This is a genomic window from Paenibacillus puerhi (assembly GCF_009846885.1).
Lineage (GTDB): Bacteria > Bacillota > Bacilli > Paenibacillales > NBRC-103111 > Paenibacillus_G > Paenibacillus_G puerhi.
Window position 1 is genome coordinate 36,093 of sequence record NZ_WUWM01000007.1, and the last position, 14,575, is coordinate 50,667.

Annotated in this window: 14 protein-coding genes; 3 read left to right on the top strand and 11 right to left on the bottom strand. The window is 54.0% G+C overall.

Annotated features, from left to right (window positions below; translation table 11 throughout):
• Nucleotides 1-24 precede the first annotated feature (24 nt).
• On the bottom strand, nt 25-489 hold the full coding sequence (locus tag GSF01_RS07625) for a tRNA (cytidine(34)-2'-O)-methyltransferase (RefSeq protein ID WP_159882533.1): 465 nt from the start codon (nt 487-489) through the stop codon (nt 25-27).
• Nucleotides 490-691: 202 nt separating this feature from the next.
• Here GSF01_RS07625 and GSF01_RS07630 point away from each other — a divergent pair, with 202 nt between their 5' ends.
• Complete coding sequence (locus GSF01_RS07630) at nt 692-1,408, top strand: response regulator (protein WP_159882535.1); 717 nt, start codon at nt 692-694, stop codon at nt 1,406-1,408.
• A 93-nt stretch (nt 1,409-1,501) separates the two neighbouring features.
• Here the strand turns inward: GSF01_RS07630 and serC are convergent, their stop codons facing one another.
• Nucleotides 1,502-2,590, bottom strand: a complete 1,089-nt coding sequence (gene serC / locus GSF01_RS07635; RefSeq protein ID WP_159882537.1) for a 3-phosphoserine/phosphohydroxythreonine transaminase — start codon at nt 2,588-2,590, stop codon at nt 1,502-1,504.
• A 546-nt stretch (nt 2,591-3,136) separates the two neighbouring features.
• Nucleotides 3,137-3,481 carry a helix-turn-helix domain-containing protein gene (locus GSF01_RS07640; RefSeq protein WP_159882539.1) on the bottom strand — a complete coding sequence of 115 codons (345 nt, stop codon included), beginning with the start codon at nt 3,479-3,481 and terminating at the stop codon, nt 3,137-3,139.
• A gap of 257 nt (nt 3,482-3,738) precedes the next feature.
• Between GSF01_RS07640 and GSF01_RS07645 the strand changes: the two genes are divergently transcribed.
• Both GSF01_RS07645 and GSF01_RS07650 read left to right on the top strand, forming a co-directional pair.
• On the top strand, nt 3,739-4,110 hold the full coding sequence (locus tag GSF01_RS07645; protein ID WP_159882541.1) for a helix-turn-helix domain-containing protein: 372 nt from the start codon (nt 3,739-3,741) through the stop codon (nt 4,108-4,110).
• Between the two features lie 422 nt (nt 4,111-4,532).
• A complete protein-coding gene (locus GSF01_RS07650) occupies nt 4,533-4,901 on the top strand; it encodes a helix-turn-helix domain-containing protein (protein WP_159882543.1) in 369 nt (122 codons plus the stop codon).
• Between the two features lie 58 nt (nt 4,902-4,959).
• Here the strand turns inward: GSF01_RS07650 and GSF01_RS07655 are convergent, their stop codons facing one another.
• The 8 genes from GSF01_RS07655 to GSF01_RS07690 form a co-directional block, all read right to left on the bottom strand.
• Nucleotides 4,960-6,330: a sugar phosphate nucleotidyltransferase gene (locus GSF01_RS07655; RefSeq protein WP_159882545.1), complete on the bottom strand. Its 1,371-nt coding sequence runs from the start codon at nt 6,328-6,330 to the stop codon at nt 4,960-4,962.
• 37 nt (nt 6,331-6,367) lie between these two features.
• Nucleotides 6,368-7,504, bottom strand: coding sequence for a glycosyltransferase (locus GSF01_RS07660; protein ID WP_235941342.1), 1,137 nt, complete (start codon nt 7,502-7,504; stop codon nt 6,368-6,370).
• Complete coding sequence (locus GSF01_RS07665) at nt 7,501-8,727, bottom strand: glycosyltransferase family 4 protein (protein ID WP_159882547.1); 1,227 nt, start codon at nt 8,725-8,727, stop codon at nt 7,501-7,503. The genes GSF01_RS07660 and GSF01_RS07665 overlap by 4 nt, the downstream gene beginning before the upstream one ends.
• Nucleotides 8,724-9,908 (bottom strand): glycosyltransferase family 4 protein, encoded by a 1,185-nt coding sequence (locus tag GSF01_RS07670; RefSeq protein WP_159882549.1) that lies wholly within the window; start codon nt 9,906-9,908, stop codon nt 8,724-8,726. Before GSF01_RS07670 ends, GSF01_RS07665 begins: the two co-directional genes overlap by 4 nt.
• A gap of 54 nt (nt 9,909-9,962) precedes the next feature.
• Nucleotides 9,963-11,168, bottom strand: a complete 1,206-nt coding sequence (locus tag GSF01_RS07675; protein WP_159882551.1) for a glycosyltransferase family 4 protein — start codon at nt 11,166-11,168, stop codon at nt 9,963-9,965.
• On the bottom strand, nt 11,168-12,130 hold the full coding sequence (locus GSF01_RS07680; RefSeq protein ID WP_159882553.1) for a glycosyltransferase family 2 protein: 963 nt from the start codon (nt 12,128-12,130) through the stop codon (nt 11,168-11,170). The genes GSF01_RS07675 and GSF01_RS07680 overlap by 1 nt, the downstream gene beginning before the upstream one ends.
• A gap of 14 nt (nt 12,131-12,144) precedes the next feature.
• Nucleotides 12,145-13,320, bottom strand: coding sequence for a glycosyltransferase family 4 protein (locus tag GSF01_RS07685; protein ID WP_159882555.1), 1,176 nt, complete (start codon nt 13,318-13,320; stop codon nt 12,145-12,147).
• Between the two features lie 107 nt (nt 13,321-13,427).
• On the bottom strand, nt 13,428-14,573 hold the full coding sequence (locus tag GSF01_RS07690; RefSeq protein ID WP_159882557.1) for a glycosyltransferase: 1,146 nt from the start codon (nt 14,571-14,573) through the stop codon (nt 13,428-13,430).
• Nucleotides 14,574-14,575: the final 2 nt, after the last annotated feature.

Sequence of the window (14,575 nt, forward strand, 5' to 3'; positions counted from 1 at the left end):
GACGAAAATTCTTCTGGATATTGGCTACTTTAAGCCTGGAAATCCGGTTTGCCTGAGTCCTTCGTAGAGAATAACAGCCGCCGCGTTGGATAGATTCAAGGAACGGACAGCGTCCGTCATCGGCATTCTCATCCAAGCGTCAGGATGCGCGGCAAGCAGCTCGGGGTCAAGCCCCTTCGTCTCTTTTCCGAAGACCAGAAAGTCCCCGTCACGAAATTCCCATTCGGTGTAAAGCTTCTCCGCCTTCGTCGTAGCGAAAATAAATCGGCCTTCGGGATAGAGCTCCTTCACCTCTTGGAACGAATCGTGATACTCCAGCTTGACCGAATCCCAGTAATCAAGACCTGCCCGTTTGAGGGTTCGATCATCCGTCTGGAAGCCTAGCGGCCGCACCAGATGCAGCCACGTACCGGTTGCTGCGCATGTACGGGATATATTTCCGGTATTAGCCGGGATTTCCGGCTCGACGAGCACGATATGAAACGCCATACGGTAACATTCCTTTCAATTTTTACACTCGTTTTACTTCATCTTAATATAAGGTTGATAGTCGCTTGAGATAATAACAGAGTAGAACGCGACATAGACCAGACTATAAAATCATAATTACATTCAAGAGGATTATCAAGCTTTCATCAGCCAAAATCGGCAAGGACCTCTGCACAGTAACCCGTAAAGGAGAGCTTTGGAAATGATGAAGAAGAAAATTCTTGTCGTAGACGATGAACCCTCGATTTCGATGCTCATAGAATTCAATTTGAAACTAGTCGGCTTCGAAGTCCACTGCGTCTATGATGGAGAAGAAGTGTTCAACGCGATTCGCCACTTCAGACCCGATGTCATCGTATTGGATCTCATGCTTCCGAAGATGGACGGTATTCAAGTATGCCGCAAGCTTCGCAGTCAGAATAACATGGTACCGATCGTCATGCTTACGGCCATGCAGGACTTATCCGACAAAATCGCCGGGCTCGATAACGGAGCGGACGATTATATGACCAAGCCTTTCAGTCCGCAAGAGCTAATCTCCCGTATTCAAGCTATTTTGCGGCGGATCCAAATCTTGCCCTCCGTTACCGAAAACACCCCGGTCGAGATCGGGCCCATCGTCATTCAACCGGATCAGAGAGAAGTTAAGGTCAAAGGGGAGCCTATAGAGCTTACTCCAAAGGAGTTTGACCTCCTCCTCTTCCTCTGTAAGCATCGCGGGAAGGTACTCAGCCGTCAGCAGCTGCTTCATGGCGTTTGGGACTACCACTTCCTGGGCGATACCCGGATTGTAGACGTGCATATCAGTCATCTTCGCGATAAGATTGAAACGAATGCCCGCACTCCCGAATTTATTGTCACCATCCGCAACGTCGGCTATAAGCTGGCAGAGCCGAGCGTGAAGGAATCGCTTGCCTAGTTGATTGATAATAAGGATAACAACCTTAAAAAGCAGCTCCGCCAGGAACGCGTACGCGTTCCTGGCGGAGCTGCTTTCGGCTGAGGCCGTATCTTAACCGTTACGCTGCTGGAAGTCGTTCATGAAGGCTGCCAGCGCCTGACAAGCCTCCAGCGGAACCGCATTGTAAGTCGAAGCGCGCAGTCCCCCTACATCGCGGTGACCCTTCAGTCCGACGAATCCGTTCTGTTCCGATTCTTTGACGAACTTCTTCTCCAGCTCTTCGCTCTCCATACGGAAAGTAATGTTCATAAGCGAACGATAGTCCGGCTGGACGACGCCGCGGTAGAAGCCGCCGCTGCGGTCAATGGTTTCATAGATCAGGCTTGTTTTCTCCTTGTTGCGCTTCTCCATAACGGCAACCCCGCCATTGTCCCGGATCCACTTCAGAACCAGATTGACCATATAAACGGAATATACCGGCGGTGTATTGTACAGAGAGTTCCCTTTGGCATGGGTATCATAGCGAAGCATCGTTGCGATGTTCTTCGGCGATTCCTGCACGAGCTCGTCGCGTACGATAACTACGGTTACGCCCGATGGTCCCAGGTTCTTCTGTGCACCGGCATAAATCATCCCAAACTTCGACACATCGACCGGCCGACACAAAATATCGCTGGACATATCTCCGATCAGCGGTACGTTTCCGGTATCCGGGTATTGTGCATACTGTGTGCCTTCGATCGTCTCATTGGAGGTGATGTGCAAATAAGCCGCATTATCACCGAGACGAAGCTGGCTAACATCCGGAATTTTTGAGAATTTGTCGCCTTCGGAGCTAGCCGCGATCGCAGTCTCTCCATAAAGCTTCGCTTCCTTGATCGCCTTGTTGGCCCAAGCTCCGGTCTGTACGTAGTACGCGGTTTGGCCGGCACTCAAAAAATTCATCGGAATCATAGCGAACTGGGTGCTGGCGCCGCCTTGAAGGAACATGACTTTATAGCCATCAGGAATGGCGTACAGTTCCTTCAAGAGGCTTTGTGTTTCTTCATTCAGCTGTTCGTACTGGGAGCTGCGGTGCGAAATTTCCATGATGGACATGCCGATGCCCTGATATTCTACAAATTGTTCCTGCGCCTTCTGGAGAACTTCCAGGGGCAGCGCTGCCGGGCCTGCGTTGAAATTATAAGCGCGCTTTGTCACTAGCTTCACACCTTTGCTTTTCATAGGATATCGCTATGATAGCAAAGGTTGAGGCGTCGATTCAAGTATTAGTTTCTTTAATAGACTGAACTTGCTTCCACTTGTCTTGGGGGACCGGTCGCTAGAGAATAAAAACGTAGAGGGAATGGTGAGGTAGCGGACTAGCGCTCCATCTCGCTTGCGTGATACGCATGGTTACTTTCAGGGAGAGCGGTCTTAGGGGGGGACTCCATTCCGGCAGTCGCATGGACCGCTGTTTCAAAGGCTAATAATTCCATGGCTTTGATCGGATTTATTCCCATTTGCCGCAATGCGTGCTTAATGTCCAAAGATATGGCTGTTTCCATATATACCTCTCTCTCTGTTCATATTCACAAAACTGAATATACTCCTTATCCCTGTTACGTATTTTATCGGGTAATCCGCATTTTTTTGATAGTCTAAAATAGCTATTTTCTTGGTTATAAAGATTTTTTTAGAATATCAAAATTCCCTGGATAGCCTCAGCATTTGTCACGTATTGTCACACAAAAAAGCAGCAAGCCATTACTGGGCTTGCTCGTAAGTGAGAGCTTCCCGGGATTTGAGCTGTCTGACCATCCGGCGAAGGGTATCCTTGCTCAGGCCTAGCTCGTTCAGCTCCTGTATAATCTGAACCCATTCCTGATCGATAGGCTCCGTTTTATTATCCGAAGTTTCATGCAGTATGAGGGATTGCACCGTAACGCCCAGCACCGGCGCCAGCTTGCGCAAAAATTGGATGGATGGATTGGATTGAAGATCCCGCTCGATGGAGCTAAGGTACGATTTGGCGACGCCTGCCCGCGCAGCAAGTTCCGTTATGGACATACGCTTCTGATGACGAAGATTTTGAATACGTGTACCGATCATTCGAGGATTCCTCCTAAATAGATATGGAATGGCAAGACGTCTTCCTCACAATCATATACTCATTGTATCATAAAAAAGATACTATTTGTATCATTCATAAAAATTTTAACAAAAATAATACCAAAGTCCCTATTGATTTCCATTTCTAGTTCTTCACAAACCTTGCTACGTAATGTATAATCAAAACGTAAATGACTCCAACACAATTCGACAATTTCAATATTTAGGTACAATAGCAGTTTGGAGGGACAGACAAAATGAATATGATCGGGGAAAGGATCGCTCTTCTTCGGGAGAAAATGGGTATGACGCAAGAGGAACTTTCCAAGAAGATCGATATTTCCCGTGCTTCACTATGCCATTACGAGAAAAGCCGCAGGGAACCGGACTATGAGACCCTCATGAAGATTGCGGATCTCTTTAGAGTTTCAGCCGACTATCTCATGGGCAGGACGAATGACCCCCACCAAACTTTAGACCCAAATATTCGGTCGTTTGTCGATCAGCTCGAATTGTCGGATGAACTCTTGGTGGATAAATTTGCTTTGATGGTGGACGGCACCAAGTTATCCTTCGAAGAAGCCAAACGCTTTATTGCCTTTGTAAGAGCAGAACGGGCCATCAGGTAAAGATAGCTGGAAAAGATGTATAGAAAGAAGAAGGCCCGCATACAATACTTATTGTAACATAGATAAGATACATATTGTATCACTTAATGGAAATTTTATACTCTAAAATTTCCTTTGTAGGAATGTGGATCTATTCTTCACAAACGCCGATACGTAATGTATAATTTACTTATTCGCAAGCAATAATGATCTGTAGATCCCCCCCTGTTCTTAATGGCTAACGTTTTGACGTCATTATTTCAGAAAGCATTTACATCACGCCAGCGGTTCGGCGTTCGGGGTGTTTGTCGAGGTATATTCCCCCCCGGCGCCTCACTTGAATCATGACGTATGATCCGAAAGGCATAGGAAAGGTGCTACGGAACTCATAACCTCTATCTTACGATCAGGTATATTTTAACAACCGATTGGGGTGATCACTGTTGGGGCAAATAGGAAATAGAATCGCTGCTCTGCGCGAGAAACAAGCCATGACCCAAGAAGAACTATCGATTAAGCTTGATATTTCCAGAGCATCCTTGTCGCATTACGAGAAGAATCGAAGAGAACCAGACTATGACACGCTGGTAAAGATTGCGAATTTCTTCAAAGTTTCCATTGATTTTTTACTTGGCCGCACGGAAGATCCGGATATGGTGCTGGATTCAGAGGTCCGCTTGTTCGTGGACAGCCTGGAGCTTTCCGATGAACGTATAATGCAGAACTTTGCGCTAACGATTGACGGCAAGGAATTAACGCCCGAGGAAGCCAAACGTTTTATCGCCTTTGTACGGGCAGAACGCTCCTTCTAACGGCAAAACGCCCCCGACCCAAGGTCGGGGGCTTCATTGTGTCTGCTGACCGAGAGCATTAGCCTACGACAGCGCAATAACCGCATATTTCTTCCCAGGACATGCAAAGCCGGATAATATCCTCTTCTACCAGTTCGCTTCCCCGTTGTACTTCGATGATCTCCAGATCGGTTGTCGCACGGATGCTGTGCTTCGTTTCCGCCGGTATTTTTAGCACGTCTCCAGCCTGGACCGGAACAAACGCGCCATTCACGACCACTTCGCCTTCTCCTGCTATAATCGTCCATACCTCACTGCGCTTGTAATGGATCTGATAGCTCAGATTTTTACCGGCGGCTACAAAAATCCGCTTGGTCAGCACTTCGCTGCCGTCGGATTGCTTCTTATAGTCCAGCACCCGGTAGGATCCCCAGCGGCGCTCTTCGTACATCGGCCGCTGCTCGAATGCCTGGATCAGATCCTTGACTCGCGGACTCGCTTCTTTCTCCGCTACCAATATCCCGTCCGGACTTGTGGATACGATAATATTCGACAAGCCGAGCACGGCTACCGGTATATCCAGCTCATTGATCAGATGCGTGTTTTTCGAATCCGGGCATACGCTGCCGCGACCGATAATAGTCGTCTCGATTTCCTCGGTCAGCGTATTCCAGGTCCCCAGGTCCTTCCAGTACCCGTCGTAAGGGACTACCGCGATATGCTCGGCCTTCTCTACGACCTCGTAATCGAAGCTGATCTTCTTCATCTTCCCGTACTGCTTCAGCATCTCCTCATACTGGATGGGGAGCCCTTGGGCGATCAGAAGCTGAATGATGTAATTCAGTCGGAATGCAAAAACCCCGCAGTTCCAAAGCGCCTGCTGCTCGATCAGCTCTTTCGCTTTGTCCTCACGGGGTTTTTCGGTGAAGTGGCTGACGGTTGCATAGGACCCGCCCTCCCCTTCCTTAGGTACGATATATCCGTATTTCTCCGAAGGATAGGTCGGCTTGACCCCCATCAAGGCCAGATCTGCCCCGGATTCGGCGATGACCTGCTCCAGCTCCTTCACCTTGGCGAAGAAACGGTCCTCCACAAAGGGATCGACAGGCAGTACAGCCACGACCTCATTCAGACTGACGCCAACCATGGAGTAAAGATAGGTCGCCGCCAAGGCGATGGCCGGGAAAGTATCACGGCGTTCCGGCTCGATAATGACTGGAGCTTCGATGCCGACCTGGCTCTGGATCATGTCGATCTGGGACTTGCCGGAAGCGATATAGGAATCCCCGGCCAGCCCTTCGCGATCCAGCTGTCTCCACACCCGCTGCACCATCGATTCAAGCTGCTGCTCGTCGTTTTTCAGCACCTTGAGAAATTGCTTCGAACGGGAATCGTTGGACAAGGGCCATAGTCTTTTTCCTGAACCGCCAGACAAAAGGATCAATTTCATACCAAGCTCACACTCCGCTCTCTATAGGATTTAAGAATTAGGTTTTAGTTACAGCGACGTAAGGATACGCATCGGAGTCTCTTTGCATATGTCGTTCAACCAGCGCCAGCAGTTCTTCCTTGAAGCGCTGCTCGCTGAACTTCTCGGCGTGCTGCCGAATTCGCAGCGGATTCCAGCTCATCAGCTCGAACTCTTCTAAAGCGGCTGCCAGCGAATCGACGGTCTGCTCTGCAAAATAGCAGCCATTGACGCCTGGTATAACGGTATCCAGCGCGCCGCCTCCGCGGTAAGCGATAACCGGACGGCCGCAGGCATTGGCTTCAAGCGGCGTAATGCCGAAATCCTCCAGCCCCGGGAACAGAAAGGCCCGGCAGTTTCTCATATACCGGACGACCTCTTCGTCGGGAAGACGTCCGGTGAATTGAACGCTGTCGCCGGCCAGCGACCGAAGCCGTTCCAGATCGGGTCCGCCTCCGATCACTACCAGCTTCTTGCCGAGTCGGCTGCAGGCTTGAACCGCGAGATCGATTTTTTTATAGGAAACGAGCCGGGATACGACCAGGAAGTAATCGCCCGCCGGCTCAGGGTTCATCTCATACCGCTCTATATCGACCGGCGGATAAATTTTGACCGCCTGTCTGTCGTAGCAGGATTCGATCCGCTGCTGCACGACCGAGGAATTGGCAATCAGGTGATGGACGCGGCGGGTCGAGCGAATGTCCCATTGCTTCAGCAGCTTGACGGTATGGCTTGCCAGCCATTTGACCGGAGCGGGCACCTTCATGCCTTCCATGTAAGTGGCGAAATCCCACGCAAAGCGCATCGGCGTATGGCAGTAGCAGATATGTACGGTTTTTCCCGAGATGGGGACGCCTTTGGCATACGCGCTGCTTGAGCTGAGCACCAGATCATACTCCCTCAGATCCATCGATTGGACAGCGAAGGGGTATAGCCAGAAAAACTGTTTAAACCTCTGCAGCACACCAGGGATGCGCTGCATCCAGGTGGTCCGGATATCCGCGTCCTGCAGCTCTTTGAGCAGGATGCCCCGGTCCGCAATGGTCGTATAGATAGGGGCATCGGGGAACATCTTGTGGAAGACCGCCACAACCCGCTCCGCTCCCCCCATCTGATTCAAGTAATCATGTACGATCGCTACCTTCAAAGGCTTCATCGAGAAAACTCCTTCCCCCCGCCTGTCTCGAGAACGTAGGCGGCTTCGGCGCTGCCGGCGGTTTGACCTTGGCGGCCGGGAACGATTTTCTCGTACAGCGCCTCTACCTTCCGCGCCGTATCCTGTATCGTGAAATTCTCCCTCACCCTTGCCGCAGCGCGACGCCCCATCGAAATCCGCAAAGCAGGCGACTGCAGCAGCTTATTCACATGCAGCGTCAAGGCGTTGACGTCACCGACCGGATAGAGCAGGCCGCAGGAATCATGCACCACGATCTCGGGCACGCCTCCCGCATTCGTTCCGACCACGGGGATCGACTGGGACATCGCTTCGATCAGCACGCGGCCGAAGGGCTCTTGATCCGAGCACAGCAGCAGCAGATCGGCCGCACTGCAGATCTCCATGACATCCTCGCGGAAGCCTGTGAACTTGATATAGGGCGCCAGCTCGAATTCGTCTGCCAGCTTGTGCAGGTAGTCCCAGTAATCCTTGTTCTCCTGGCGGAATTTCGCTTCGCCAACAATCCAGAGCTGGGCCTGATGTCCGCTTTTACGCAAATGCTTCAGCGCATGGATCGCGTCCTCCTGACGCTTCCATGGAGCAATTTGCCCGATAATGGCCAGTACCGGAGCTTCCTGCGGCGTGTTCAGCTCTTCGCGGATACGCCGGCGGTGCTCTTTCTTGGCAGCTTCATCGAACTCCTTCAACGCTACGCCGTTATGAATGAGATGCAGACGGTCCGCCAGCCGGCTCCCCTGGAAGCCCTGCTTCACCGCCTCGGAGATGCAGATCAAGGCTGCGGTCGTTCGCCTTGCCACAAGCCCGATAGCCCGGCCGAACATCCCTTGGGGCGGATTGTCCCGGACATGCCAGACGAGAGGCTTCCGGTGCAGCCAGACGAACAGTGCCGCCATAAGGCCCGCACGCAGCGAATTAGCGTGGACGAGATCGATCCGATGAGCCTTCAGCGCCCTTGCAAAGGCATGACCGGCCCACAGCATGCCGATCATATCCTTAAACAGCCTCAGCGGGTTCTTGGACAAGCGTGCCCGATAGCCGGGAATCCGGACAACCTGAATCCCCATCGTCTCGGCACGCTCGGTCAGCTCTCCCTCGGGCGCGAACAGAATCGCATGGGAGTCCTTCAGATGCGCAGCCGTCAACAGCAAGCTGATCTCTGCTCCGCTGACCACGCTCGTATGGTTATAGAACGCTATATTCATCGAATCGCTTGCCCCTTCCCTAATTCGCTTGCCTGCTCAAACACTTGCGTTACGGCACTGGCCACACGGTCCCATGTATAATGACGCTGAACATAATCCAGGCATTCCAGCCGGGAAGGAATGGCGGTGCGTCCTTGCAGGACGGAGCAGAGCTTCTCGGCCATAGCCTCCGGCGTACTGTCGGCGAACAGCAGCTCCTTAGACAGTCCGTCCAGGATCTCCTTCGTCCCGCCATACGGGGTGCCGATGACCGGCGTCCCGCAGGCCATGGCCTCCACGGTTACGAGACCGAATCCTTCCAGCGTAAGAGTGGGCACGATACTGAGATCGGCCGCTTGATACCAGCGTACGAGGTCTTCATTGGAGACGCGCCCAAGAAAGTGAACCGTCCCTTCCAGTTGAAGCTCGGAAGCGAGCTGCTCCAGCTGCTTGCCCATCGCGCCGCTGCCTGCAATATAGAGCACGGCATCGGGCACTTCCCGCTTCACTCGTACCATCGCCCGGATCAAATGGTCGATCCCCATCCTCGGGACCAGGCGCCGGGCGCAGAACAGCACCGGCTGGTCCTCTCTCAGACCGAGCTCCTCGCGGATCAGACGACGATCGGCTGCAGGTTTAAACCGTCCTGTGTCCACGGCTCCGGGTATGACGTGGATACGCCTGGCATCCATGCCGTAATCATGAGCCAGAATATCGCGGAAATAGCGGCTCAGCACGATGAAATGATCAGAGCGCCGGTAAGAGAGCAGCTCGACATTTTTCTTGAGCTGGTACCGGATCTTCTGAGCCAGCTTCTGGCCCCGATCCTCGACCATGCCCTCCTGCGCCCAGGGACCGTGAAAATGCGTCACGATCGGGACCCCGTCCGGCACCAGATTGCGGGTGATCAGCGAGGCGTACAGAGCAAAATGCGGATTATAAACATCGGGGCGCTTGCGCCTCATCTCTGCGGCAAACGCCTGTCTGAAGGCACGTGATCTGGTGAGTGTGCCGACCGGAGCTTGCTCGCGGATCACATCCTCCATATAACCCGGAGCCGTCGTGCTCTCTCCGCTGGCGGTCATCAAGCCCTTCACCTCATGACCGTAATCACTCATCGCTTTCAAGTAATCGGCAAAGTAGCGGTTCAACCCGCCCGGCGTATGCTCGATCCAACCCATTCCCGTTGCTAAGATATTCATGGCTCCTCAACTTCCTTATATATGATGGCTTATCGCGACTAATCGTCCCGCCCGCTAAGCGCCTTTATCACGACTTACTCTCATGCCAGTCCGGCGGGCGGCATGCTCTTGATAAAACTCCAGCAATTGTTGGACATGCTGCTCCAGACTATGGCGGGTCTTCACCAAGCGATATCCCGTCATCCCCATCGACTCTGCCAAAGCCGCATCCGCCGCGAGGGCTTGTATCGCTTCGGCCAGCGCAGCCGTGTCATTGACTTCAACGAGCAGCCCGTTGCTTCCATGCTGGACGGACTCCTGCAGCCCGCCGATGCGGCTCGCGATCACCGCTCGGCTTTGAGCCATCGCCTCAAACGGCGTAAAGCCGGCCGGCTCTGGCCAGAGGGAAGGGGCGATCACCGCCCGGCTTCCACGGATCAGGCGGCTCGACTCTTCGCTGGTGAGCCAGCCGTGAAAAACGACCCGGCCTGATAAACCCAGGCTCTCGCTCAGCGTCTTAAGTCGGGGAAGGTCATAGCCTTCGCCTGCCACATCGAGGCAAATCTCCGTGTCCGTCAGCGCCATAGCGCGTATCAGCCATTCCAATCCCTTTAAGCGAGTAATCCGTCCCAGAAATACGAACCGCGGCGGACCTTCCTGCTGTAAGGGCAGCGGAGGCGCATCGCTCTTGCCCTGCATCGGCAGATGCAGCGTCCGGACCGCCTCCGGGGCAAAGCCGGCGTCGATCACTTGGCTCCGCAAATAATCGCTAACCGCCAGGATCGGAATATCCGCCATTACTTTTTTCTCCGTGAACAAGCTCTGGAAGTTTTCCAGTATTTTATTGGGCCGTCTGCTGCCGCATTGATTTACCATATGGCCCCAAAGGCAGCCCATATAGCTGAAGCCGCGCTCGCAAACCTTCTCCCCGTTTTTGAAAAACTTGCTGCCGCTTGGGCAATGCAGGCCGTGATTATGAATCGTTCGGACCACCAGGGTGCCGAGTGCCTGCACGTCGGACAGCGAGACGGGAAAATAATCATGCAGGTGCAGCACATCGATACCCAGCCGTTCGCATAAGGAGATGATGTCGCGCGGAGCCGAAAAGCCATGATAGGCGCCAAAGGGCTCCTCATAGGGTTTGCGCGGCATCTCCGGCGTCAAATAATCGAATAAAAAGATTTCATGTCCCTGCTCGGCCTGTGCTCGGGAGATCGTGCGGACATAAGTCTGAATGCCGCCCTCCCGGAAATAACCGTAGCAATAATGAGCAATACGCATTAGGAAACCCCCATCCGGCTTTGCTTCAATCGCCGGGCTATATAATAAAAGGATTCCGGAAAATAAGTAAGCAGCAAGCCGCCGATTGCCTTCTTATTGGTCCGCTCAAGCGAGCAGGCCTGAGCGAATGCCCTCCTGGATTCCTTGTACCGCTTCGCTTCCAGCAGTGCCGAGCCGTAGCTGACATAGCTGCCGGCCAGCTTCCGGTGCAAAAACGGACGATGCGAGGCATATGCCGGATCCTGCAGCAGCTGTCGGTACATCCAGATGTAGCCCGGGCAGGTACGAAGACGCCCAGTCGACGTTTCCGAGCCAGGGTGTATCCGGTAGCGGCTTAATCGCTCAGGCACGTAATAAGCTCCCCGCCCCCCCAGAGCAAGCTGAACCACCATCCAATAATCGATGACGCTGCCGCTCTCCAGGCCTCCCTGCAGCGAGGACAGAACGCTTTTCCGAAACATCATCGCTACAATATGTATCGGTCTGACCACAAGAGCCAAGTCACCGAACGGTTGATGCAAACCGGGCTTCAGTTTTTCCCTGCCCCAAACCCTGCTGTTGACGTGGCTTTCCTCGACAAGCACGTTCCCGTCCTTATCCATCAGCCAGTGGTCGGTAAAGGCTACGGAAGCTTCCGGTTCGCAGTCAAGCGCCTGTACCATTGCGTTCAAAAACCCGGGCTCCCATTCATCGTCATCATGAAGAAAGGCGATATATCTCCCCCGACTGTGCTCAACTCCGAAATTCCAGTTCGATGCCATGCCTAGCCGCACCCGGTGGCGAAAATACCGGATCCGCGGATCCTCATACCTTTCAACCAGCTTCTGGGTGCGGTCTGTACTTCCGTCATCCAGCACCAGCAGCTCAAAATCACCATACGTCTGAGCAAGCACGCTCTCGATCGCAAGACGCAAGTAGCGCGCCCGATTATAGGTTGGCATAACGACAGTAACTGCCGCCATATACGACACTCTCCCTATGATGATTTCGACTGTCCCCATACAGGCGACAGAAGGCTGGCGTACTCGGCCACTTTATTCGTTACTTCATAGCCCAGGGCGGTTTCGCGAGCTGCCTGCCCCATAGCGATACGCAAGGACTGATCCGCCTTCAGCTCGGCCAGCCTCCCGGCCAGCTGCACGGCATCCCTTCTAGGCACGACAAATCCGTTTCTCCCGTTATCAATGACATCCTTCATGCCCGTGCCCTCGGTCACGATGACGGGAAGTCCGGTCGCCATCGCCTCAAGCGGAGCCAGCCCGAAGCCGTCGGAGACGGAAGCATGGACGCACAAATGGGACTCACGAAGCGCAGGCAGGGGGTCTCCGACCCCGATCCTAATGTTCAGCCCCCGCTGCCTGTACTCGTCCACAAGCTTGCGGATTCCTCTCCAGCCCACGCCTCCGAACAAGGTAATCTCCAGCTCCGGATCGTTCAGGGACTTCACCGCTTCCAGCAAATAGGGAAAGCCCTTGAGCAGCGATACTTGCCCGACCGCAATGATGCGGAAAGGCTCGCCCTCCTTCCGGATTCGCCTGCTCGGTTGATGCTCTACCGGCGAGAAGCGGGTCGTATCGACGCCTAGGGGCGCGAAAAGCAGCTTTTTCTCCGAAACGCCGTGCCGGACAAAGGTTTCCCACTGCAGCCTAGAGGCTACCGTGATATAGTCGGCCAGCTCGTATTCGCGCAATACCCGGTTCACCCAGGGCTTGGAGAATGGCTCCCCGCTCATCCGGAATTTCCGATGCTCCTGCATCGTCGACTCATACAACTCACTGACATGCGTCGTAGCCGCCTCCAGCACATTCACTCCGCCGTTGAGTCGAACGCGCTGGAAGCTTTCCTCGGCAAACGCCGGAAACGAATGGTAGACTGCCTGAGTACCCGGCATGGCAGCCGCGACCGCCTTATCAAATTGTACGGCTCCCATATACACATGGGCCGACGGCTTCCATCTCAGCGGCGTATACTTGATGTAACGCTGCCACCCGGGAGAGGAAATGCTTGTAAATCCTGCACGGGCGGGCGCCTCCCGGCAATACACGTGAGGGTTAACCCCGCCTTCCAGTGCGGCCCGGTACACAAAGTCGAGATGACCTCCGAGCCCGCCGCTGCCAAGTCCGGCGCTGCAGCCTAGCCATACGTTGCTCACGATCCACCGTTCTCCTTCCTTTTTCCGAGATTCGAAGTCCGATGAATACATCGCGGAGGGACCATTTTCAGCAAATGGTCGCCGCAGCGCCCGTACTCACCGGATTTCTACACGCCTTCTATCACCTGTGTAAGCTTATGTAAAATAGCCTTGTCGGAATACGACTCCATGTAAAGCTGTTTAGCGCCTTGCTCCAGACTTCGGCGCAATCCGTTGTCCGCGCATACGCGGGACATGGCCTCCGATAAGGCAGACACATCCTGGTCGGGGACCAGATAAGCATTCTCCCGATGCCGGAAGTCCGCATCCGTCTCGGAGCCGTTAATCGCGATAATCGGCCGGCCGCTTCGCAGATAGGCCGCTACGATCCCCCGCCTTCCGGACGGGCCGCTTGCTTCCACATACACGTTGGCCAAGCTTCCGTGCAGCGTATCGCTCAATTCGTCATCGTCTACAAAGCCGCGGATTACAAGCCGATCCTCGATCCCGTGAGCTGCTGCGAGCTTGCGCAGTGCCTCCATCCGAGGGGAAGCCGTATCGAAGCCTCCGATCAGCACGAGCCGGATCTCCGGCTGTTCCGCCGCGAGCCTCGCGAAGGCCAGTACGAGCTGATCCAGCCGCTGCAGCTCCGAAATGGTGCCGAACCATGTGATATACGGGTAAGTATAGTGAGGCTTGCGCAGATGGTCTTCCTTCCGGCCGCTGACATTGCCTGCCGGGATCCGGTGCACCTTATGCGTCCAGGGCCCCCGCTTCAGAAGCCGCTCCCGCTTGTTATTCGTAATGATGAGGGAACGGCTGGATGCGCCGATCATGGCGAGCTGCAAGCGGTGGCATAAGGCAAGCACGAATCCTTTGGGCTTTCGGCTCCAATCCACGAAAAGCTCATGCAGGTAGGCGATAACGGGAACCCGGTAGCGCAGCCCTATCCATAACGGAAGCAGCGAAGCGACGGGAGCGACTCCCCCTTGTCCCCACATATGCGGGACATACTGGAACAAGACGACATCCGGCCTCTCCGCCCGGCATACCCGGTTGAATACCCGGAACAGCTCCGGATATCCCCGGTACACATGCACCGAAGCGCGGTCTGCGCCGCCCTCTTCCTCCAGGCGGCCGCTTCCCGCTTCCTCGCAGATAACGGACACCTTGTAGCTGCCTTCTCGGAGCAGCTGCTCCATAAAAACCGTATGATCCGATAGTCCGTTGCGGATTGGATGATAATATTTGGTCAAAACCAGTACTTTTTTCATAC